The sequence below is a fragment of the Argonema galeatum A003/A1 genome (assembly GCF_023333595.1).
Taxonomy (GTDB): Bacteria; Cyanobacteriota; Cyanobacteriia; order Cyanobacteriales; family Aerosakkonemataceae; genus Argonema; species Argonema galeatum.
Window position 1 is genome coordinate 351,498 of the sequence record NZ_JAIQZM010000001.1, and the last position, 23,044, is coordinate 374,541.

A 23,044-nucleotide genomic window follows, 5' to 3' on the forward strand; every position below is an offset into this window, starting at 1 on the left:
TGAAGACAGATGAAGACAGATGAACACAGATAAGAATAAGAACAGGAATTTTTTAGGTAACCGGAGATGATATAACTAGCAACTGGAGTTACTTAGCACTTTTACTGTTAAATTGTCCTTAAACAGTGTTTAATAGGTAAAAATGTTAATCGTTCGATCGCAACTTTACTCAAAAACGCCTAATGAACCATAAAAGATGGCGCTTCCCTCTGTTGGCGGCAGTTTGTGCCTTTGCCATCATACTATCGAACTGTGGCAACCCCACTAATAACAACCAATCTGAAAACCCCACCACTCCAGCCGCAACCCAACAAGGAGTGCTAGTCTACGGTTCCGGCGGACAACCCGTAAACCTGGAACCGGGGAATATCACCGACGGCAATTCAATCATTGTGCAGCAACAAATCTACAATCGCTTGATTGAATTTAAGCCCGGGACTACTGAGTTTCAACCCAGTCTAGCTACTTCCTGGTCTGTTTCTGCGGATGGTAAAGTCTGGACATTTAAACTCCGTCCTGGTGTTAAATTTCACGACGGTAGCGATTTTAATGCTGAAGCAGTTAAGTTCAATGTAGAACGCTGGTGGAACCCCCAACATCCCAACGGTTACCGCAATGCTGGCAAATCTTATGAAATTTGGCAGCAACTTTTCGGCGGTTTTAAAGGGAAATCGGAGTCACTGCTGCAAGATGTTGTGGTGGTCGATAATTCTACAATTCAGTTTAAGCTCAAACAGCCGTTTGCTGCTTTTCCTGCCGCCATTGGTTCGGGTTACTTCGGCATTGCCAGTCCTGCTGCTATTAAGAAAGCTGCCGCTAGTTACGGGACTCCGGGTTCGTTGGCAGTGGGAACGGGGCCATTTATTTTTAAGGAATGGCGTACAGGCGATCGCATTCTCCTAGAAAAAAACCCCAATTACTGGAAAAAAGGCGACCCCAAAATCAACCAATTGGTAATCCGTTTTATCACCGACCCAGCAGCTAGATTAGCGCAACTCAGAGCCGGTCAGATTGATTTTACGGTAGATTTAGCGCCAGATCAGCGCAAAGAAGTGGAGAGCGATGCCAATTTAGTCGCCATTCCTCGTCCTTCCTTTAATGTAGGTTATTTGGCGCTGAATCCCAGCTACAAACCGCTTGGGGATGCGAAAGTGCGGCAGGCGATCGCCCTGGCCATCAACAACGACCAAATCGTACAAGCCTTCTGGGGCAATTTAGGCAAACACGACAGCCATTTTACGCCGCCGTCTTTAAATTGGGCCCAATCAAGTAAAATTACGGAATACAACTATAACCCGCAAAAAGCCAAGCAATTACTAGCTCAAGCTGGCTATCCCACTGGCTTTGACTTAGAACTTTGGTATATGCCCGTTTCGCGACCTTATTTTCCTACTCCCAAGCCAATTGCGGAAGCTTTTGCTGCCGACTTGAGTGCGATCGGCATTCGTGTCAAACTGAATACCAAAGATTGGGCAGCTTACTTGAGCGATCGTAGAAAACCCCCAGGCTTTCAAGCTTTCATGTTAGGCTGGACACCCGACTACGGCGACCCCGACAGCTTCTATTATCCCCACTTTAGTCCTGCTGCCACCGATGATATAGGTAATTGGAAAAATGATAAAGTTACCCAACTTTTAAATCTAGGTAGAGCAACTGGGGATAAAGCAGCTAGAGCTAAAATTTACGCTGAAGTTGATGAAATATTGCATAACGAAGCAGTACGTTTGCCGATCGTACATTCACAGCCGCTTTTAGCTAAGCGCAAGAATATTGAAGGTTGGATTCCCAGTCCTTTAGGTAGCGAGTCATTTGAGCAAATTGAGAAAAAGTGAGCATTTTAGCAGTATGTTCATCTCAAATATTGCATTAATGAATCATAGGATGCGTTAGCTTTACGTAACGCATCAGAGATAACTCTTGGTGATGCGTTATATCATGTCCTAACGCATCGGTTACCTAAAAAATTATTGCGATCGTTCTTATCTGCGTTTATCTGCGTGCATCTGTCTACATCTGCGGTAAAATTTTAACCAACGATGACAACAGACAATTTGAAGATATCACTCATGTACTAACGATATAACCGGACACGATATTACTAACGCATCTTACTCGATCGCAAAAATTTATGTGGAAATACATCGCCAAACGCCTACTCAGCCTCCTACCAGTTTTATTAGGAATTACCCTTTTAGTATTCGCATTGTTGCACCTAATACCGGGCGATCCAGCCGTGGTACTATCAGGAGAAAGAGCCACACCAGAACAAGTAGAAGCACTCAGACAGCAGTTAGGTTTAGATCGGCCTTTACCCCTACAATATCTCGCATTTCTAGAAAAGCTAATTCGCTTCGACTTTGGCACCAGTATTATCAGCGGTATTCCAATTGCCGATGAGATAAAAAATCGCTGGCCTGCTACATTTGAGTTATCCGTCGCTGCAATATTAGTAGCAATTACTTTGGGAATACCAGCCGGAATTTTCGCCGCAGTTCGCAAAAATAGCTGGCTCGATAATCTCTTAATGAGTGGATCTTTGATTGGTGTTTCTCTACCAGTATACTGGTTAGGATTATTGCTAATTTACTTATTTGCAGTCAACCTACAACTCCTACCTCCCAGCGGGCGAATTAGTGTTGAAACTGGTTTCAATTTCAAAGCAATCACAAACTTTTATGTAATGGATGCCTTGTTTAAATTTGATATAGCAACCCTGAAAGATGTGCTAGCTCACCTTATTTTACCAGCACTGACATTAGGCACTATCCCCCTAGCAATTATTGCTCGGATTACTCGCAGCGCCATGCTGGAAGTGCTATTGCAAGATTATATACGCACTGCTAAAGCAAAAGGCGTTCCCGCATACTTAGTTATATTCCAACACGCGCTGAAAAATGCTTTATTGCCAATTAGTACAACTATCGGTTTGCAATTCGGCAACCTTCTTGGTGGAGCCATTCTCACTGAAACAATCTTTTCTTGGCCGGGAATTGGTTCTTGGATATATGAGGGAATTCTAGCGCGGGATTACCCTGTTGTGCAAGGCGGGGTGGTGTTTGTGTCAGCGACTTTTGTGCTAATTAATTTGTTAGTTGATATATCTTATGCTTTGTTCGATCCGAGAATTCAATACAAATAGCAATTAGCAATGAATCCACTGAGACGTTTTTTACAATCTACTTCTGGGAAAATTGGCCTAATCCTAACAATCGCTATCCTACTAATTTCCCTTTTAGCGCCAATTCTCCATCCTTACGACCCCGCCACCGACAGAAACTATCTGTTGCGGTTGAAACCTCCGAATTCCGAACATTGGTTTGGCACCGACGGGTTAGGAAGAGATATTTTAGTTCTGGTGTGGTACGGAATGCGAACTTCTCTTACTGTCGGACTGATCTCGGTAGGATTGGGACTGATTGTAGGATTAATTCTGGGACTAATTGCTGGGTATTTCCGAGGTTATCTCGAAACAGTAATTGGCTGGTTAACTGATATTTTGTTAGCTTTTCCTTCTATACTATTAGCGATCGCGATCGTCACCGTTAGTGGCCCCAGTTTGCAAAGCGTTATGCTCGCCGTGGGAGTAGTACAAATCCCGATTTATATCAGACTTACGCGCAGCATGGTACTATCCCTCAGAGAACAGGAATTTGTAATAGCAACGAAAGCTCTCGGTGCTTCACCGACGCGCATTATTTTCAATCACATTTTGCCCAGCACTCTATCACCTTTAGTCGTACAAGCCACTCTTTCTATAGGTACTGCTACCCTGGAAGCGGCAGGATTGGGTTTTTTGGGATTAGGCGCACAACCTCCTACTCCAGAATTAGGAACCATGCTATCTGATGCTTTTAAAAGTGGCTATTCTCTTTCTTCACCTTGGACTACAATTTTCCCCGGTTTATTTATTACCCTGAGTGTCTTAGCTTTCAATCTTTTAGGCGATGGTTTGCGCGATAGTCTAGATCCCCGTTCTTAGGGACTGGGAACTAGATGGTGCGTTATGCTCCACCGTGTTCCGAATTCGCATATAATCGGACTTGGAAAATATTAACCTTTGAACAAGCGAGTTATCGAGTATACAATCGAGCTAGTCAGCCCCATGAGAACACTAACTAAGTAAATGTTTTGCCGAACTTCGCATGGGTTCATACGATTATGATAGGTTGTGGTACGGCCTCTGCCGCCTGCGCCATCGCGTTCTAAATCGTAAATAATTTTCTCTCTATACCATCTGTCAGACTTTCCTGGATACTTAAATTTCGCGTGTTCCAGCAGTCGTTTGGCTAAGGCTTTATTTCCTTTGACAGCCTGTAGCAAAATTGGGTCTATCCTATCAGTGTTGCTGGAATTATTATGCCATATCAGCACAGCGACTAGAGCCACTACCATGAGCAGAGCTATTATTAGGCTGGGTTTCATAGCTGATCTACCTGATAAATATCGCTATTCTATCCGCTGATTATTTGAATGGCAAGTGCGTAAATTTACAATCTGAAATCCGTTCGATTTTTGCTAACATTCATTAACAAAAACTTCCTGTTTCATCTGGGACTGTCTGCAGCACCCTCAATCCTCAACCTCAAGTTGACCTACCGTAACGGCGCAAAAACCAAAAGCCGCAACCATTGGCATCGGACACTTCATGACATAGCTCACAATTGCGGCTACCATCGCCCCAAGCACAGATGCGATCGCCCACAATCTTTCCTCAGCACTTAATCCTTTTTGTGCTTTAATTAATCTGAGCGCTTTACTAGGTATTGGCTCCGGCATTACCGCTCCGGGCGGAAAAGCCCAGTAGGTGTCATAACCCGCGACAACTAAATCAGTCCAGCCATTTTCTTGGCACCATTCGGAGATCCATTCTTCAGCGTAATGCTTCATCTTTCTTCCCTCACCATCCCTCAATCCAAAAGTCACATCTGATGCAGTCGCATAGGCGCGGGGTAAATCCTTGCCTACAGCGGTCAGTCACTAGGAAATAGACAACTGACCATAAAGAGTTGTTAAAAGTTTTTAAGTATTGTTAACTTGTGACTTTCTAAAACTACGCCATGTTCAGAATAGGTTAACAGAACCTGGTTTCTAATAAAAGTAAAAGATACCAAATTTAACGGAGGGATTACTGAATCTGATGGGGACACTTAAAAACGTTCTAGCCGAACATTTTAATTTAACTCATAATGAGATATTTGGGTAAAGTGTCCCCGATCGAGGTGAGGTCTTAGATGACTGTAACTACAAACAGCAAAACGATAGAGATAACTAAGCCACCAGAACTAGAGGTGGTGAATATGACCAAGCGTTTTGGCACGATGACAGCGCTGGATAACGTCTCTATGACACTGAAACCGGGGACATTCCACGCGCTGCTGGGCGAGAATGGGGCGGGCAAAAGTACCCTTGTCAAGTGCGTGATGGGTTTTTATACTGCTGACAGTGGGGAAGTTTTGATCGATCGCCAATCTCGCGACATTAGCAGTCCCCGCGATGCTCACAAATACGGCATTGGCATGGTTTATCAGCACTTCACCTCAGTGCCTGCCATGACCGTAGCAGAAAATTTGGTGCTATCCCGCTTCGACAGTGCCAATATAATTAAGTGGGATGAAGAGTACGATCGCCTCACTTTGTTTATGAAATCTGCTCCCTTCCAAGTAGATTTACATACTCCCGTGGCACAATTGGCAGCCGGACAAAAGCAGAAACTGGAAATTCTCAAACAGCTTTATCTCAAAAGTCGCATTTTAATTCTTGATGAGCCTACCTCAGTACTTACTCCCCTGGAAGCCGATGAAGTTTTAGGATTATTGCGGCAAGAAGTAAGCGCCGGAAAGTTAAGCGTATTGATGATCAGCCACAAATTCCGCGAAGTAATGGCTTTTGTGGATGAAGTCACCGTACTGCGTAAAGGCAAGTTTGCGGGTAACGGCTTGGTAAAAAATCTCACCGTCGCAGACATGGCGCAGATGATGCTGGGTGAGAGGCGCGAAACAAAACCTGTTGAGAAGACTGCACTAGGCGATCGCATTTCTGTCCTGGAAGCCAAAGACCTTCACGCCAATAAGGATAATGGATTGTCAGCAGTTTGCGGTGTTAACCTCACCGTACACGCTGGCGAGATTGTGGGAATTGCTGGCGTCTCTGGTAACGGTCAGCGGGAACTGGTAGAAGTACTGGCAGGTCAGCGTCCCGCCACGGCTGGGCAAATTCTGGTCAACGACGAAGTTTATAAGGCAACGCGAAAGGAAATGTACAAACATCAGATTTTCTCGCTGCCGGAGGAACCGCTCAAAAATGCCTGCGTACCTTATATGAGTGTGGCAGAAAATCTGGCATTACGCACATTCGATCGCGCACCGCAAGCCAAAAGCGGCGTGTTCCTCCTCCAAAACATCATCCGTCAAGTAGCCCAGGTTTTAATTACTCAGTTTTCCATCAAAACACCCTCCGCAGACACACCAGTTGGTAACCTTTCCGGCGGTAATGTGCAGCGAACCGTTTTGGCACGGGAACTTTCATCGGCTACGGTGAAGTTGCTGATCGCTGCTAATCCCTGTTTCGGACTGGATTTTGCGGCAGTCGAGTTTATTCACGGTCAGATTGTGGAAGCCAGAAATCGAGGCGTGGCGGTGTTGCTGGTGAGTGAAGATTTGGATGAAATATTGAAACTTAGCGATCGCATCCTTGTCATCAGCGAAGGTAAATTTGTTTATGAAAGTGAGATAAAAGACGCCGATTTCGCTACTATCGGTCAGCGCATGGCCGGACACTAGAAGAGGGACTAGGGACTAGGGGCTAGGGACTAGGGAAGAGAGGGGCAGAGGGGCAGAGGGGCAGAGGGGCAGAGGGGCAGAGGGGCAGAGGGGCAGAGGGGCAGAGGGGCAGAGGAGAAATTTTCTTGACAACTGACCACTGACAACTGACAACTGACCATTGACAACTGACCATTGACCACTGACAACTGACAACTGACAACTGACCACTGACCACTGACAACTGACCACTGACAACTGACCATTGACAACTGACAACTGACCATTGACAACTGACCATTGACAACTGACAACTGACAACTGACCATTGACAACTGACCATTGACAACTGACCATTGACCCTACTGAACTTCTTGTCCGTTGGCTGCGCGATCGAGTCCCTCTTTCACCCAGTTAATACAATCCATTTCCGATTTGAATAATTTAGGGGCGGCAATATTTCTTAATTCTTCGGGCGGGTAATGATCGTAAAAAAATCTTGTAGACATTCCGTAAATCATAATCAGATTGTGGCGATAAGTATATCTAGACTTAAAAATCTCTAGAGGATATACAACATCGGAATACTCATCAAGATGTTCTTTAGCCACATCAATTATGCTATTAATGCTACTTGAATAAATGCCCGCAGGATTTTGTGCCTTTTGAAACTTACCTTTATTTCCTAATTCAGATAGTAAATCATAAGAGTAAATGTGTTGACCGTCAACTATCCCAAAAACAAATGGGATAATAAGATGTCCTTTGTAGGCAACCGAGTTTTCGTAGAGTAACCGACTCATATCGATTTTGGATTTGGGATTTTAGATTTTGGATTGGGGGTTGACTAATGAGCGAGATAATTAAAATTGCTCTAAGATTCTGGATGGGACGAGAAATAAAGCGACGATTGATATAAAAATTGTTCTTGATGAGTGATGAGAGTGCAATCAGACAAAGGGTAAGCCACACAGGTAATAGTGTAGCCAGCTTCTATCTCTTGCTGGCGCAGAAACTTTTGCTCGCTCATGTCTACCTCACCGCTGACCAGCTTGGCGACACAGGCGGAACAATCTCCTTGCTTGCACCCAGATGGTAACCTCATACCAGCAGCCTCAGCGATATCTAAAATATACTCCGAGTCCGGAACTGCGATCGTGCGGTCTAGTCCTATTGCTGGATTCATCAGCCTGATTTGATAAACTGCCATATTATTGCCTCATACGCTTTCTTTGCATAACTTCTGATTTTACCAAAACTGGCTCTAGCGTAATGAAACAGAGAAACTTTCGGGCCACTGAATTAATGTCCCCACCAATCAAAAGGCATTTACCATCGGTAAGGGTCACACCTTACAAAACGGTTGTACGAGGCAAGCGTGATATTTTTCTATGAAACCAGTAACTATATTTACACCGTTCCAACAGTTCCTGATCACTTGGCTGCTGATCCTAAGCGCCGGTTGGGCTACTTGGTGCGCGATCGCCTACATAGGCGAGCAGATCAGTATTTTGCTGACAGCGGGGTTGATTGCATTTCTACTTAACTATCCTGTCAAACTGCTGAAACCCTTTTTGCCCCGCACTTTGGCAGCAGGTCTGGTATATTTAGTAGCAGGCATAGCGGTGGTATTTATTGCCCTGACGCTGGTGCCGCCAGTGTTTAACCAAGGGCGACAATTGCTGACGAATTTACCGTCTCTGGTGGAGTCTGCACAGCAGCAATTAGACAACTTTCAAATCTGGAGTTTCGAGCATAATTTGCCGTTTGATGTGCGGACTTTAGCTTCGCAACAGTTGGCGCGAGTACAAGCTCAAGTAGAAGCGATCGCAGCCACAGGCTTTGGCTTGGTATTAGGTACGTTTAACTGGTTTCTGGACTTAATTCTAATTGTGGTGATCTCGTTTTATATGCTCATTGATGGCGATAGAGTTTGGCGAAGTCTAACCAGTATTTTCTCGGCACCAATCCAAACAGAGTTGACAAAATCCCTGCAACGCAATCTCCAGCGGTTTGTTTCCGGTCAATTGCTGTTGGGTTTGTTTATGGCGGTGACTTTGAGTTTGGCATTTTGGTTGCTGCGGGTTTCCTTTTTTCTAGTATTTGCCGTGTTTATCGGCGTTATGGAAGTGATTCCTTTTGTGGGGGCGAGTTTAGGAATTGGGGCGGTAGTAATTGTGGTAGCGTTTATTAACTGGTGGCAGGCGCTGCAAGTTTTGACGGTGGCGATCGCAATTCAGCAAGTGAAAGATAATTTGTTAGCGCCCCGACTCATGGGCAATTTAACTGGTTTGTCGCCTGTAATTATATTCGTTTCTCTGCTGTTAGGTGCCAAAGTGGGAGGAGTGTTGGGGGTAATTCTGGCGATTCCGATGACGGGTGTGGTGAAAAGCGTTGCCGAAATTGTGTTTGAGCCGACTTTACCGCCTCAAACCGGATCGTTCTTTCACAACCCCTTTGACAGGGAACCTTTAGCGCTTGCTTCCGGCGAACCCCAAGCTAGAGTCTCTACAGGTTCACAGCTTTCTGAAAATGCCAACGTTAGGAACGATACATCAGCGCCAAGCTGACCCTAGAGCCATTTATCTATAAATAGCCATTCCTGATAGAATGGAAATCCCTTGCTACTTCAGCCGCAGGTGCATGACTGTTTACCCAATTGGTCAACAGGTCATCCGTTATTGACTGCATTCTTTCCGATGCCCCATGCCCAAACCAGCTGAAAGTAGCCTTATTGTCCATAAGGAGAACATTGAAATGAATATCTACGAAACAATGTTTATCTTGCGTCCCGATCTCGGAGAAGAGCAAGTTAATCAGGCGGTCGAGAAATATCAAAACCTGCTGCGCGATCAAGGAGCCCAAGAAATTGAAATCCAGAATCGTGGTAAGCACCGTCTGGCTTACGAAATCAAAAGACAGCGGGATGGCGTCTACATCCAGATGAACTACAAGGGTAATGGCATCTTTGTAGCTCCCTTAGAACGGTCTATGCGTCTGAGCGATGAGGTGATTCGCTACCTGACTCTCAAGCAGGAAGAACCCTCAGTAAAACCAGAGCCCGCTGAAGTAGAAGCCTAGGGGCTAGGCTTCGACGTGAGCGCTCAGCCGAACGGGGCTAGGGACTAGGAAAGTCAAAAGTCAAAAGTCAAAAGGGAAGCGGGGAAGATTTCAGGTTTCAAATAAAATCTGAAATCTCAAATCTGAAATCTCAAATGCCTACTTCCCTCTGAGCATGGTAGAATTAGCCATATTTGGCAACACAATTGGCCTGTGTTGCCTCCACCACCGGCAAGATCGTCGCAGAGGAGTTGTGAGCTTTTGTGAGCCAAACTGACACCTATACCCAACAAGCCCTACAATCAGAGGTATCCCACCTGCACGAAGAGTTGCAGCTGCGAGACCAACTGGTTCAACAGTTATCCCAAGAACTGTTCCGCCTGGTAAAAGGAAATACAACTTTCCTTCCCACTCCAGAGGTTTCCGATCGCAATCAGTCTCAAATGCTGGCCCTGCGGGAACAACTGCAAGGAGTCGAGCAGCAGGTGACATTTTACCAAGAGCAGATTTCCGATCGCGATGGGGAAATCTATCACCTGCGCCAAACTGTCCAAGAATTGACAGACCGCAGCCGGATGTTGGAACAGGTGGTACAGGAACTACCTCAAATTTATCGCCAGAAGTTTGCCGAACGCCTAGTTCCAGTCAAAGAGAAACTGGCTCAGCTACAACGGGAAAACCGACAACTGCACGCAGAACTGCAAACTGTAAGCTATCGTCTGGCTGTGAAAAACCGCAGCACTGATGGCAAACTCGATCTGCCTAGCTTCCCACGGCTGGGTTCCGGTCGGGCCAGTCTGCCTAGCTTCGGGAATGCTTGAAGTCTGGCTCGTAGTTGAGGCGGAGGTGAATGCGATCGACAAAGCGGTTGTTTCATCTCCTACTACCTCTGCTATGGTGGAGGCTCTGAAAGAAGCTATGGCAACTCATCCGGTCAGAAGTGCTGTAGCGCGAGTAGTTAGCTCTGGCGATCTGGATAATTTATACTCAAGCTATCTCTACGGTGGCAATTTGGTGGAAAGCCGGGATGAAACTGAAATTATCCTGTGTCCTTTGACGCTGAATCTTCCAACTACTTTTTCATTTCCCCATCAGAAAATCTATCAAGCTTGTCGCGATGTGGTGGGTTTGCGGCAACAGGTCGATCGGCAATTGGGATACGCAATCGGAGATGGTTGCTTTTGGCTCCCAGTGGTGCTGACGGGGAAAGGGCCTCTCTATGGTGAAGCGATCGGTCTGCGTGAGCAAACGACTGATGGGTCTTTGGGCGATCGTGATTCTACCCTTTGCTTGAGCTACTCTCAACCGATACATCTGTGCGATGCTAAGCGACAGAGAATCTACAAACTAGCTCACAGACTACTGCAATTACTCGCAGCACCACCAGCAACCTACTTGGTGCAATTTAGTTTTCAAGGCGAAGATATTTGCTTTGACCGACTTTGGCCGTTTCCTGCCGCACCTGCTCTAGCAAGTCAAGGCGTCCAATCACCCGATCTGTTCGCCTGCCATTGGCACTGCTTGACCGATCGGCCCCTGTTCGACCTCGCGATCGTACCTTGAATCCGGGGAATCTCACTAATGACTACTGACAGCGGAAGAAGGGGCTAGGGGCTAGGGGCTAGGGGCTAGGGGGAAGAGGGGAAGAGATTTACAACTGACAACTGACCACTGACCACTGACAACTGACCACTGACTAAGTTCGTTGACAACCTTACCATAATTACGTCAAGATTAGAAGAAGTATTAAACTTTGTAAAGGCTGGTGTAAATGTCTTTGGAAGTTATATCCGTAGAGACTATTCAGCAAATTGCCGATCAATACGGCTACTGGGCGGTATTCCTGGGAATTTTGCTAGAAAATCTGGGACTTCCCTTGCCGGGTGAAACGATTACTCTAGCAGGGGGGTTTTTGGCAGGCAGCGGTAAGCTAAACTACTGGATTGTGTTGGGTAGTGCGATCGCAGGCGCATTTCTCGGCGGTAACTGCGGCTATTGGATTGGCCGATATGGCGGCTGGCCTTTACTCTTGAGTGTAGGAAAAATCTTCCGGATGCGCGAAGAGAAACTCTTAGAACTTAAGCAGCAATTCAGCGAAAATTCGGGAAAAACTGTCTTTATCGCTCGATTCATTGCCCTGCTGCGGATATTCGCCAGCCCATTAGCCGGAATTGCAGAAATGCCCTTCCTCAAGTTTATGCTTTATAACTTTGCTGGGGCAACCGCATGGGCATTAGTGATGGTAACTTTATCATTTTTTGCAGGGCAAGTCGTTCCCCTAGAGAAATTAGTCGCTTGGGTCGCTGAATTTGCCGTTGTAGCTTTACTGCTAGCAATTGCCTGGATTTTCGTGCCCATCTGGTTGGAGTCCCGTCAGGTCAAAAAATCATACACCAAAGAACTGAAACAACCAGACTAATCAAAATGATATTCCTCATTGTTTAACCTCCCAACCCCCCTCTTTGCCTGTGGAGAGGGGGGTGTTTTGCGCCTTTACCAATTCCCAAATGCCCAAAAGTCTCAACGGTCTTTTGCTGGTGGGTCTACTTTTGCTAATTCCTGCCAGCGCTCATCCAAATGTTCGCGTTCAATCTCCCAAAACGCTAACAGCCGACTCTGGCGGCAATATCCTTACTCGCGATGAGTTGTATTTTGGCTTATCAAAACCAGGAGGGGCAAAGATTTCCGAGGCTGAATGGCAGATGTTTTTGCAGCGGGTAATCACACCTCACTTTCCGGAAGGACTAACTGTGCTGGATGCCTACGGACAGTATCTCAATAAAAAAGGCCAATTGAATAAAGAGAAAACTAAGTTAGTTATTTTGCTGTACCAAAACAGCGACGTTAAAAATCAGTTAATTGAAGAAATTATCGCTAAGTATAAGCAGGATTTTCACCAAGAGTCTGTTCTCCGCGTGACGAGTTCTGCTAAAGTTTCTTTCTGAATAGGTATACTCCACTATCTTTAAAATCCTTTAAAAATGTCCTCTAGTACCATGATGCGTTCTCTTCGGTAAACACTAAGCCAAAAATAGGTTAACTACCGAAACAGATCGCTCTTACTTTAGGTACAAAATTGGATCGTGACTGATGTTACATAAAATAGCAATACTTTACAAACACCGCCCAGGAAGGAAGCTGGGCGGGTTCTGTTGTAAAAAAGGGTAAGATTCTAGAATTAGTGTCACGAATGGATTCTTGCAGGAGATTAAGGATGGGCGTAGCGGTCGGTATGGTTGAAGTGAAGGGTCTTCCTCCCGCTCTAGCGGTGGCAGACGCGATGGTTAAAGCTGCCAACGTGACACTGGTCTATGTAGAAAAGGTTAGTAGCGCTCGCTACACAGTCATCGTGCGAGGGGATGTCTCTGAGGTGCAAGCCTCTGTTGCTGCTGGGGTAGAGTCCGTAGGGCGAGTCAATACAGAAGAGAAGCTATTGCTCTCTTACCATATTATTGCTCGCCCCCATGAAAATGTGGAGACCGTTTTGCCAATCCATTATAGAACAGCAGTGGAACAGTTTCGAGTCTAATCGAGATAACTGAGCTAGTCGAAAGCTCTGAGCGTAACTGCTCCTCATCTGGTATATCAAAAGGTGTACCAGATGTAGGTATAAGATGATACTTTTTGCGTAAAATTTAAATATTGTTTTTTAAGGAAGCATAAAGGGTGTTTGAAAAGTTGGCAGTGGAGTGAGAAACCGGGTTTATTTGGCTGCACCAGACGCTTTTCTTGCCCCGCGCTTAAGCCTAAGTTAGTCTCTAGGCTGGCTGGATTGCCTTGGGTAGCTTAATTTCACCAGTTTTTCACATTTTCTTAGTTAAGATAGTAATAGGGCTTAGTTTTGGGAGATGGAACTTTTTCGAGCCAAATTTATCTAAATACCCTATAATGTTAATTTTATTAAATTTTTACAATACATAAATATACACTAATTGTTTTTGCCCAAATCGTTAAGACATTATTTATTAAAGCTAATAAAGCATATTTATATCCGAGAATAAAAAAATGATTCCTGAAAACCATAGCAACCCCAAAAAAAATGGCAAGCAAAACAAAAAGTCAACAATCGCAAGGTTATTTATATAAAAAATCCATAGAAAGTTACTTGCGAGTATATAAAACCTATAAACATAGAGAGGGTTCTACTTTGGGACAGATAGATTATTCTTGCTCTAAGGAGAGGAGTCTGCACGATATGCAAATAGAACTGGAGAAAGTAAAGCGAGAGTTGCAAGCCAGCGAAGCCCGATTTCATAATGCGATCGCTAAGAGTGCGGATGGTATAGTTATAGTCAACCAAAAAGGCATTATCTGTTTTGTAAACCCATGCGCTCAATCTCTTTTCAATTGCGATGATGAGGAAATTTTAGGTGAAGAATTCTTCGGATGCCTTGTGGTTGAAGGCATAGTTTGCGAGATGGACACTGAAATTATTCCGGGAGTTGGAGAAACGGCTACACAGGGAATTTGTGTAGTCCAAACACAAGTGGAAGTTATCCGCAAAAACCAAGAAAAACTTGTGGCAGAAATGCGGGTGGTGGAAACAGAATGGGAAGGAGAAACAGCCTATCTCGTTTCCCTGCGCGACATTAGCGATCGCAGAAAGACAGAAGAGATGCTGAGGCTGTACAGTCGAGCTATGGAAGCGGCTGGTTCCGGCATCCTGATTATTGATGCAACCAAACCGGACAATCCGATCGTTCACTGCAATCCTGCCTTTGAAACGATGACAGGCTATTCGCGGGATGAAGTGCTTGGGCGTAACTGTCGATTTTTACAGGGTGACGATACGGAAGAAGCTGCTGCGGAGAAAATTCGTCAAGCGTTGAGTAGTGAAAGGGAATGTCGGGTTGTTATCAAGAACTATCGGAAGGATGGCAGCGTTTTTTGGAACGATTTGGCAATTTCCCCCGTGCGTTCTAGCACTGGGAAATTGACTCATTTCATCGGAGTGCAAACCGACATTACCGAACGCAAACTGGTGGAAGAAGCACTGCGAAACAGCGAAGAATTATATCGCACTCTTGCTCGTAATTTACCCAATGGCGCGGTGTTTTTGTTCGATCGAGACTTACGCTACACCCTTGTTGAAGGTACAGATTTAGGAGCAGGAGAAATTTCTAAAGAGTTATTGGAAGGTCAGATAATTTGGGAGAGTTTATCGCCTGAGTTCTGTGAAATAATAGAGCCAATGTATCGGGGCGCATTAGCAGGAACAACAACTGTCTGCGAATTGCCTTGGGGCGACTATATCTACGATACTCACGTTTTGCCGCTAAGAAACGATCGGGACGAAATTTTTGCTGGCATGGTAATGACTCAGAACATTACCGAACGCAAGCAGGCGGAGGAAGCATTGCGGCGATCGGAAACTCGATCTAGAGAGCAAGCAACTAGGCTGGAAGAAACTTTAAACGAATTGCAACGCACCCACACTCAACTCGTCCATAGTGAAAAAATGTCCAGTTTGGGATTACTGGTAGCAGGGGTGGCTCACGAAATTAATAACCCGGTAAACTTTATCAGCGGGAATCTCAATTATGTCAATCAATACACTCAAGAATTGTTAGAATTGCTACAACTATTCCACCAACACTATCCTAACCCAGGAGCGCAGATTCAAGAGAAAATGGACGCCATTGAACTCGATTTTCTGGTTGAGGATTTACCCAAAATACTGTCTTCAATGAAACTGGGTGTTGAGCGCATTTGTCAGATTGTCCTGTCGCTACGGAACTTCTCGCGCCTTGACGAAGCAGAGATGAAACCTGTTAACATACACGAAGGTATTGATAGCACGCTGCTGATTTTGCAAAATCGCCTCAAATTTAAGGCGGGAGAGCCTAATATTGAAGTTGTCAAAAAATACGGCGATCTTCCTCAAGTGGAGTGTTATCCAGGGCCGATGAACCAAGTATTCATGAATATTCTCAGCAATGCGATCGATGCTATGGATGATTACCACAAAGAGTGTTCATCCCAAGAGATGCAAAAGAATGTTAGTAAGATTAGCATTCACACCGAAGTAATAGATAGGGATTACGCGGTCATCAAGATTTCTGACAACGGACCTGGTATAAGATCTGAAGTGAAGCAAAGAATATTTGACCCATTCTTTACAACAAAACAAGTGGGTAAAGGTACAGGACTGGGTTTGTCAATTAGTTATCAAATTATTGTGGAAAGACACGGCGGTAAATTGGAGTGTAATTCCGAAGAAAAACAGGGGACGGAGTTCGTGATTAAGATTCCAATTCGACAGCAAAATCAGAACACCGCAACGCCAGCAAAAAAATAAAATTGTATTACAATGCAGCGCCTTGGCAACTTAAAAATATCGCTCAGATCGAAGGGTGCGATCGGATAAAATCAGATCTGGGCTACAGCCAAGATCGCTTTTTGCTGGCGATGGAATTTCCACAGCGTCCTAGTAATTATAAAAGCAAATGCGTTTTATAATTTAGAAGTTGGCTATAATCAATCTTGTCAGCAGTTGAAAGGTTGTTTGGAGCCAAATCGTAACATATATGTTAAAATTTGCCAAGACTTGCTAATACTTTAAGTAACTTGTTTGAATACCGAGCCGAAAAACTACAAATGAGTGACAACGCTACTATTACTGAGAACCCTTTGCTAATTGGCAAAGGATTGCCCCCGTTTGAAGCCATTAAGCCAGAGTATGTGGTGCCTGCTTTTGAACACCTGCTGGCTAAACTAGACGCCGATCTGGACAGCTTGTCAGCTCAGTTAGAGCCGACTTGGAGCGGTTTGGTAGAGCCACTAGATCGCCTGAAAGATCCCCTAAACTGGAGTTGGGGCGCGGTGAGCCATTTGATGGGCGTCAAGAATAGCCCCGAACTGCGCCTAGCCCACGAAACTGTGCAGCCAAAACTGGTGCAGTTTTACAACAAGCTCAGCCAAAGCAAACCTATCTACGACGCTTTTAAGGCATTGCGTGAGAGCGATCGCTGGGATACTCTAGAACCAGCACAACAGCGCATTGTGGAAGCAGCCATCAAAGACGCAGAACTTTCTGGCGTCGGTTTGTCAGGCGAACAGAAAGAGCGTTTCAATGCCATTCAACTGGAACTGGCAGAACTTTCCACCAAATTTTCCAACCACGTACTCGACGCCACCAAAGCCTTTAGCCTTACCCTGACAAGCTTTGAGGAAGTTGACGGATTACCCCCAAGCTTACTGAGTTTAGCAGCACAATCGGCGCGTGCTGCGGGTGAAGAAAACGCCACCCCTGAGAATGGCCCTTGGCGGATCACCTTAGATTTCCCCAGTTATGGCCCTTTCATGCAGCATAGCACCCGTCGAGATTTGCGCGAAAAGCTGTATAAAGCTTTCATCAGCCGCGCTTCTAGTGGGGAATTGGATAACAAACCGTCGATCGATCGCATCTTACAATTACGTAAGGAAAAAGCAGCGCTGCTCGGCTTTAACAGTTACGCTGAATTAAGCTTAGCCCGCAAAATGGCTCCTTCTGTTGAAGCAGTAGAAGGTTTGCTAGAAGAACTGCGCCGCGTTAGTTACGATGCTGCTGTAAAAGATTTGGAAGAATTGAAAGCATTTGCTGCTGCTAAAGGTGTTGAAGAAAGTAGCGATTTGAAGCACTGGGATGTTAGCTTTTGGTCAGAACGCCAACGGGAAGAAAAATTTGCCTTCAATGCAGAAGAATTGCGCCCTTACTTCCCCTTACCCCAAGTTTTAGATGGGTTGTTCTCATTAGCAAAAAGGTTGTTTGGCGTCACTATCACCGCAGCCGATGGTACTGCACCAGTGTGGCATGAAGATGTGCGTTATTTTCAAATTGCTGATGAAACTGGTACACCAATAGCTTACTTCTATTTAGATCCTTTCAGTCGTCCAGCCGAAAAACGCGGCGGTGCTTGGATGGATGAGTGCATAGTCCGCGCCAAAATCATCGAAAATGGCACATCAACTACTCGCTTACCAGTAGCATATTTGGTGTGCAACCAAACTCCTCCGATAGATGATAAGCCTAGCCTAATGACTTTTGGCGAAGTGGAAACATTGTTCCACGAATTCGGTCACGGCTTGCAACATATGCTGACCAAAGTGGATTATCCGGGAGCATCAGGCATCAATAATATAGAGTGGGATGCTGTCGAATTGCCCAGCCAGTTTATGGAAAACTGGTGCTATCACCAGGAAACACTGTTCGGCATGGCGAAGCATTACGAAACTGGTGAAACGCTGCCAGAACATTATTATCAAAAGCTATTGGCTGCACGCAATTACATGAGTGGCAGTGTAACGTTGCGGCAAGTTCACTTTAGCAGCCTTGACATAGAATTGCACCATCGCTATCAACCTGGTGGCGATGAAACTCCCGCTGATGTACGTAACCGCCTTGCCAAAACCACTACTATTTTGCCACCTTTGCCAGAAGACGCTTTCTTATGTGCGTTTGGGCATATCTTTGCTGGCGGTTATGCAGCTGGTTATTACAGCTACAAGTGGGCGGAGGTATTGAGTGCAGATGCTTTTGCTGCTTTTGAAGAAGCAGGTTTGGAGGATGAGAAAGCTTTAACTAATACTGGTTTGCGATTCCGGGATACGGTGTTAGCTTCTGGTGGTAGTTTGCACCCGATGGAAGTGTTTAAAGCTTTCCGAGGAAGGGAACCGAGTGTTGTAGCTTTGCTGAGGCATAACGGTTTGGTTGCTGCTTAATTAGCTATTTGAATAATGCCGTCATACCAAATCCTGGTTCATTACCCCCTTTAATTTTTGGCCTAAACATTGTAGAGACGTTTCATGAAACGTCTCTACAGCCTATAGACATAAAGGGGGTAATCGTTGCGGATTTGGGATCAGATTTAAATCTGCGGCTATACCCCCCTCTTTCCCCCGTTGACGGGAGGATGAAAGGGGGGTTTTCTATGCAGGCTATTTTTTTTAGTAGCCTAACGACTAAAGTCGCGGCTACACAAACAAAGACCGCCTACGCGGTCTAAAATATACAGGAGTTACCGCTGTTATGAGGTACATAAGTAAGGGCGAAGCATTCCGGCAAATAACTTATTGGTTATATGCAGAGGTTAATTACCGGAATGCTTCGCCCCTACACCCCTACTTAAAATGTACTTCATTACAGCGGGAACTGCTTTAAAAACTCTCCTGATTGTGTAGGCTCAGTGAGTGCGATCGCTAATTTTCTGCTAAAATTATCTTAAAAATCAATTCACCCTAGTTTAATATGAATTCCTTAATTTACTCCCATCCCCAAACCGAGAATACCGTCAAAATTGTGGTAACGGAAGTTATCGGAGACAATTTGTGTATAGCCTCAGATGACGGACAGAAAGTTTATGAACTGATTGCAACAGCTTTTAAAGAAGGTAAAAATGTGATTCTTTCGTTTAAAAATGGTGAGGATATCACTCCTGCTTTCTTAAGCGATGCGATCGGTCATTTGTACGCCACGTTTCCCGAAGAGCAAATTCAAACATCACTCAGCGTAATTGATATAGATACTGATGATGCGGACATGATTGATGACGCAATTTATTGGACAAAGCAGTATTTAAAAGACCCGCAGAGATTTGAGGCAGCTGCACGGGAAGCTTTCGGTGATTACTATGAGTAACCAAGTCTACAGCATCGATCAATATATATTTGGCAATGCTGATGCTGTGTTGTTTGATGCAAATGTTTGGCTTTACATTTATGGGCCGCATGGCGATCGATATCCTCAATACCGAAGAGCATATACTTCGGCATTTAGGCGGATTCGCAGTGCGAAAGGTCGAATATTGCTCGACGTGCTTGTGCTTTCTGAATTTATTAATGCCTACTCTCGATTTGTTTACAACAATTTGCCCGAAACTACAAAACAAGAAAATTTTAAGGCTTTCAGGAATAGTGCTGACTTCAAACCTGTTGCCGAACAAATTGCCAAATACTCTCGGAGAATACTAGAGAAGTCTGAGCGAACTGAGAGCGGTTTTGAGTCAGCGGATTTGATCCCAATAATGACGGGTTATGCTGCTGGACAGAAGGATTTTAATGACCAGATATTAGCTGAATTGTGCCGGACAAAAGGGCTGAAGTTGGTGACGCACGATGCTGATTTTCAAGGTGAAGATTTGACGATTATTACGGATAATCCACAGTTACTTAGATGATGGCTTTGAAAATGGGGTGGGAGTGCGATCGCATTTTTCTCTAGTCTAACTCTAACACAAAATTGGCAAGCGTCCAAGAGTGATTGAAGGACATTGAGTTTTAGCAATAATTTCGACAATTTTTTCACTATTTTGCAATAGTTCATCCCAGCCAGTTTCGTTAATTCGCTCTATATGTTCTAGGCGCAGGCGATGTTCGTCAAACACCCAATACTTAAGGCTGGGTAAAAGATACCGAATCAAAGCCATCCATTCTGCTAAATTGAAAGCTAACGGATTACCTTGCATGAGTGCAATTTTACCTGCATTTCCCAAAGCAGCAATACTATGCGCTACCAGCAACATTGACCTATATTTGGGATGATCGTTTAGAATAAATTTGGTTTCCCCATGTTCGGAATAGTGCCTTAACATTATATAAGCTCTCAGCACGATTTCTATTACCGCTGGTGTAATTCCCGATACTAGAAAATGCCGAAAATCGTAGCCATTCAAATACATCCATCGCGATAACTCTCCCAAAGTTCGATTATTTTCGCCAAAGCTACCAGCATTGATTCCTTGCACTAAAGTCATAAATGGCGCGGGTAATCCCATCGGCGTTGCAACATCAGAAATTAAATGCCCGATATGTTTTAAAATAGCTTCAATTAGTCCGACAGGTTGGCTATTTGGCACGAATTTAATCTCTAAATTGTGCATACCAGTAAGTGTGTTATAGGAAAAGCCAGTGATGGTTCCTCGCATAATATCAAGGACACCAAAAAGAAATCCCAAAACGGGATCGTGTCCTAATGATTGGAAGCGATGAGATTTGGGATACATTCCTCCAATAAGTTTCTGATTATCATAAGGAACTTTGCAGACTTTTTCCAAGTATTTCGCCCATTCTGCAAACCAATCATCGGAGTTGTTTATGTTGTATTGCTTTACCCATTCTGTAAGGGGACTGCCAATTTGTCCGCTGTATTCGCCGCTAGTCATTGTAGAGGGAATGATGATACAGCGCAAAGCGCTGTAAATTTACTCGCCTCATAAACCCGGTTTCTTCAAGAAACCAGGTTTACTAATTTACTATTTCTATTTTCCATAAACGACTGATCTTAATCAACACCTATATTTGTACAATTTTGACAAAATATATTTCTTTATAAGACAGTCAATTGAGTTGGTTGAGTAATTATTACCTCAAAAGTTCCATCAGCTATTTTTTGTGGCTCAACACCTGTAATTTTTATATTTTTGCCACGCAAAGCTAGTAAACTAGAAGCACCAGGAATTTGGTTGCGTATCTGCAAAGGCAAAACAACACGATAACTCTTTCCATCTTCTCCTACTAACATCAGCCAATCAACGATAGAATCTTGACGCCCCCATCCTTTGACTTGACCGACTATCGAAATTGTCGGACTTGATTGGCTATCATTACAAAAAAACTCTACTGGATTTTGCTTAAAATCAGCGCATTTTAGAACTTCCTCTGCTCTACGTGCAATGCCTATAAAAAGAGAGTAATCAGGCTCATCACCAGGCCCATAGTTAGCTTTATCCTGAATTTCTGTAGGAGCGTTCAGAAGAACTTTTTTTAGTGTTTCAATTTCTAAATTTGAAAGCTTTGATGAGAGATAAACACCTGATCCTGGAATCTCACGACTTTTATGGATAATCCGTATTTCTGTATCATTTTCTTTAACTGTATCTCCGATAGCGGCAGCCCCTACGTCAGCCTTACCTTCTTTGACCATTGTTACAATATCTTGCCCTCTATGCCCCATGTCTACCGTTAGGGTTTTACCAAACAAATCATAGGTCGGCATATAGAAACTGGAGGCAGAATTGAAATCTCCCAAAGCAACAACTGTTGTGCTTTTTAAATCATCCAGAGAACGAATAGGGCTATCAGATTTGACAAATATGCCTGAGTAATAATAAGGAGGGTTCTTAGGAAACATCCGAGCTACAAAAGTATAGCCATTGTCTTTAGCTGCTATGGACACCATTGGAGATGATGTAAAAGCAATATCCCACTCTTTAAGTGCAATCCGGTTTTTTGCTTCTTGGTAAGAAAATTTTCTGTCTCCTTCAATAAGAATTTTTAGCTTGTTTCCTAAAAGGAACTTAATAAAGTCACTAGGAGCCAACTGATCTCGTAGATAATCTGCTAAATCTACTTGGTACTTTGGAGAACCTAATGTTCCAATTATCAGTGAACTTTTCTGTAATTTAGGTTTCAAAGAAAATTCAACGTATTTTATGACTAGCCCTATAACTGGCAGCGCTAAGAGTGAGCAGATAGTAAGTATTTTTAACTGCTTAAACTTTTTCCCTACAGGGGGATTAGGTGGAGGTAATGGCTTATCTGTGGGAGTAGAGGCAGTAGGTTGGATTTCTTTAGTGGCTATTACTTCTACCTCTGGCTCGTCGCTAGTTATAGAATTTAGCAAAGCCTGTTCATCTGTTAAAATAGAATTTTCTGTCTGAGAAATTTCAATCAATTCTGGTTGAGCTTTTTCTTGACTAATAGGTTCATTTGTGCTGTTTACTAGAATAGCGACTATTGGTGATTCTGTAGTTTCCTGGGTAGATACTTCAGCTGTAGCTTCATCAAAATTTGATTCCTCCTCAAACTTCTGGCGCAGCACCTCTTGCTTCATTAGTTCAACTTCAGCAACTTGTTCCGCTGAAATGGCTGTGAGAAAACGCCCTATGCTGTCGAGCGCTCTATACGCATCGTCATTACTAAATGATTCGTCGTGAGCCTTTCTGTTACGAGTCATACGCAGTTCGCTCACTAAATTTCGTTCCTCTTGATTAAGGCTGCGGCTAAAAACTTTGTTCCAATCGTTCCAAATGATGTTCAGCAATGCTTGAGTATCCAGATGAGTCTTATCTTGATTCCTCTTCCTTGGTCTCTGTCTAAGAATCCTCACCACTTCCGGGCTTCCTAACCAATCGCTACCGTAGTGTTCTGTCATTTTCTGTTCAACGAAAGGCAATAGACCTTCTCGAAGCAATCTAAGTCCTTTATCTATCCGTTCATAATTGCTTGTTGGCATTTTTCCTTTCCTTTTT

The 23,044-nt window shown here is 44.2% G+C and carries 22 protein-coding genes; 15 read left to right on the top strand and 7 right to left on the bottom strand.

What is annotated here, in order from left to right; all coding sequences use genetic code 11:
* Positions 1-182 precede the first annotated feature (182 nt).
* The 3 genes from LAY41_RS01735 to LAY41_RS01745 all read left to right on the top strand — a co-directional run bounded on the left by LAY41_RS01735 (position 183) and on the right by LAY41_RS01745 (position 3,979).
* Positions 183-1,832 carry an ABC transporter substrate-binding protein gene (locus LAY41_RS01735; RefSeq protein WP_249093438.1) on the top strand — a complete coding sequence of 550 codons (1,650 nt, stop codon included), beginning with the start codon at positions 183-185 and terminating at the stop codon, positions 1,830-1,832.
* 296 nt (positions 1,833-2,128) lie between these two features.
* Positions 2,129-3,139, top strand: a complete 1,011-nt coding sequence (locus LAY41_RS01740) for an ABC transporter permease (protein ID WP_249093440.1) — start codon at positions 2,129-2,131, stop codon at positions 3,137-3,139.
* Between the two features lie 9 nt (positions 3,140-3,148).
* On the top strand, positions 3,149-3,979 hold the full coding sequence (locus tag LAY41_RS01745) for an ABC transporter permease (RefSeq protein ID WP_249093442.1): 831 nt from the start codon (positions 3,149-3,151) through the stop codon (positions 3,977-3,979).
* A 71-nt stretch (positions 3,980-4,050) separates the two neighbouring features.
* Here the strand turns inward: LAY41_RS01745 and LAY41_RS01750 are convergent, their stop codons facing one another.
* Both LAY41_RS01750 and LAY41_RS01755 read right to left on the bottom strand, forming a co-directional pair.
* A complete protein-coding gene (locus LAY41_RS01750) occupies positions 4,051-4,422 on the bottom strand; it encodes a hypothetical protein (protein WP_249093444.1) in 372 nt (123 codons plus the stop codon).
* Positions 4,423-4,569: 147 nt separating this feature from the next.
* Positions 4,570-4,887, bottom strand: a complete 318-nt coding sequence (locus LAY41_RS01755) for a slr1957 family protein (protein ID WP_249093446.1) — start codon at positions 4,885-4,887, stop codon at positions 4,570-4,572.
* A 344-nt stretch (positions 4,888-5,231) separates the two neighbouring features.
* Here LAY41_RS01755 and LAY41_RS01760 point away from each other — a divergent pair, with 344 nt between their 5' ends.
* Positions 5,232-6,779: an ABC transporter ATP-binding protein gene (locus LAY41_RS01760; RefSeq protein ID WP_249093447.1), complete on the top strand. Its 1,548-nt coding sequence runs from the start codon at positions 5,232-5,234 to the stop codon at positions 6,777-6,779.
* A gap of 15 nt (positions 6,780-6,794) precedes the next feature.
* Here LAY41_RS01760 and LAY41_RS01765 read toward each other — a convergent pair whose 3' ends face one another.
* The 3 genes from LAY41_RS01765 to LAY41_RS01775 all read right to left on the bottom strand — a co-directional run bounded on the left by LAY41_RS01765 (position 6,795) and on the right by LAY41_RS01775 (position 7,968).
* Positions 6,795-7,115, bottom strand: coding sequence for a hypothetical protein (locus tag LAY41_RS01765; protein WP_249093449.1), 321 nt, complete (start codon positions 7,113-7,115; stop codon positions 6,795-6,797).
* Between the two features lie 5 nt (positions 7,116-7,120).
* Positions 7,121-7,561 carry a hypothetical protein gene (locus tag LAY41_RS01770; protein ID WP_249093451.1) on the bottom strand — a complete coding sequence of 147 codons (441 nt, stop codon included), beginning with the start codon at positions 7,559-7,561 and terminating at the stop codon, positions 7,121-7,123.
* Positions 7,562-7,632: 71 nt separating this feature from the next.
* Positions 7,633-7,968 carry a 2Fe-2S iron-sulfur cluster-binding protein gene (locus LAY41_RS01775; protein WP_249093453.1) on the bottom strand — a complete coding sequence of 112 codons (336 nt, stop codon included), beginning with the start codon at positions 7,966-7,968 and terminating at the stop codon, positions 7,633-7,635.
* A 181-nt stretch (positions 7,969-8,149) separates the two neighbouring features.
* Between LAY41_RS01775 and LAY41_RS01780 the strand changes: the two genes are divergently transcribed.
* The 11 genes from LAY41_RS01780 (at position 8,150) to LAY41_RS01830 (ending at position 19,972) form a co-directional block, all read left to right on the top strand.
* On the top strand, positions 8,150-9,328 hold the full coding sequence (locus tag LAY41_RS01780) for an AI-2E family transporter (RefSeq protein ID WP_249093455.1): 1,179 nt from the start codon (positions 8,150-8,152) through the stop codon (positions 9,326-9,328).
* Positions 9,329-9,515: 187 nt separating this feature from the next.
* Positions 9,516-9,839 carry a 30S ribosomal protein S6 gene (gene rpsF / locus LAY41_RS01785; protein WP_249093457.1) on the top strand — a complete coding sequence of 108 codons (324 nt, stop codon included), beginning with the start codon at positions 9,516-9,518 and terminating at the stop codon, positions 9,837-9,839.
* 242 nt (positions 9,840-10,081) lie between these two features.
* Positions 10,082-10,639, top strand: coding sequence for an Npun_F5560 family protein (locus LAY41_RS01790; protein WP_249093458.1), 558 nt, complete (start codon positions 10,082-10,084; stop codon positions 10,637-10,639).
* Positions 10,632-11,381 carry a hypothetical protein gene (locus LAY41_RS01795; RefSeq protein ID WP_249093461.1) on the top strand — a complete coding sequence of 250 codons (750 nt, stop codon included), beginning with the start codon at positions 10,632-10,634 and terminating at the stop codon, positions 11,379-11,381. Before LAY41_RS01790 ends, LAY41_RS01795 begins: the two co-directional genes overlap by 8 nt.
* Before the next feature lie 208 nt (positions 11,382-11,589).
* A complete protein-coding gene (locus LAY41_RS01800) occupies positions 11,590-12,237 on the top strand; it encodes a DedA family protein (RefSeq protein ID WP_249093462.1) in 648 nt (215 codons plus the stop codon).
* 88 nt (positions 12,238-12,325) lie between these two features.
* A complete protein-coding gene (locus LAY41_RS01805) occupies positions 12,326-12,763 on the top strand; it encodes a DUF3574 domain-containing protein (protein ID WP_249065456.1) in 438 nt (145 codons plus the stop codon).
* Positions 12,764-13,032: 269 nt separating this feature from the next.
* Positions 13,033-13,347 (top strand): carbon dioxide-concentrating mechanism protein CcmK, encoded by a 315-nt coding sequence (locus LAY41_RS01810; RefSeq protein WP_249093464.1) that lies wholly within the window; start codon positions 13,033-13,035, stop codon positions 13,345-13,347.
* A 510-nt stretch (positions 13,348-13,857) separates the two neighbouring features.
* Positions 13,858-16,116 carry a PAS domain S-box protein gene (locus LAY41_RS01815; RefSeq protein ID WP_249093465.1) on the top strand — a complete coding sequence of 753 codons (2,259 nt, stop codon included), beginning with the start codon at positions 13,858-13,860 and terminating at the stop codon, positions 16,114-16,116.
* Between the two features lie 299 nt (positions 16,117-16,415).
* Positions 16,416-18,518 (top strand): M3 family metallopeptidase, encoded by a 2,103-nt coding sequence (locus LAY41_RS01820; RefSeq protein WP_249093467.1) that lies wholly within the window; start codon positions 16,416-16,418, stop codon positions 18,516-18,518.
* 526 nt (positions 18,519-19,044) lie between these two features.
* Positions 19,045-19,434 (top strand): STAS-like domain-containing protein, encoded by a 390-nt coding sequence (locus LAY41_RS01825; protein WP_249065452.1) that lies wholly within the window; start codon positions 19,045-19,047, stop codon positions 19,432-19,434.
* On the top strand, positions 19,427-19,972 hold the full coding sequence (locus tag LAY41_RS01830; RefSeq protein ID WP_249093468.1) for a type II toxin-antitoxin system VapC family toxin: 546 nt from the start codon (positions 19,427-19,429) through the stop codon (positions 19,970-19,972). Before LAY41_RS01825 ends, LAY41_RS01830 begins: the two co-directional genes overlap by 8 nt.
* A 51-nt stretch (positions 19,973-20,023) precedes the next feature.
* On the opposite strand, the gene LAY41_RS01835 is transcribed toward LAY41_RS01830, so the two are convergent.
* Both LAY41_RS01835 and LAY41_RS01840 read right to left on the bottom strand, forming a co-directional pair.
* Entirely contained in the window at positions 20,024-20,956 is a 933-nt protein-coding gene (locus LAY41_RS01835; RefSeq protein ID WP_249093470.1) for a hypothetical protein, read from the bottom strand.
* A gap of 164 nt (positions 20,957-21,120) precedes the next feature.
* Positions 21,121-23,028, bottom strand: coding sequence for a Swt1 family HEPN domain-containing protein (locus LAY41_RS01840; RefSeq protein WP_249093472.1), 1,908 nt, complete (start codon positions 23,026-23,028; stop codon positions 21,121-21,123).
* Between the last annotated feature and the right edge of the window lie 16 nt (positions 23,029-23,044).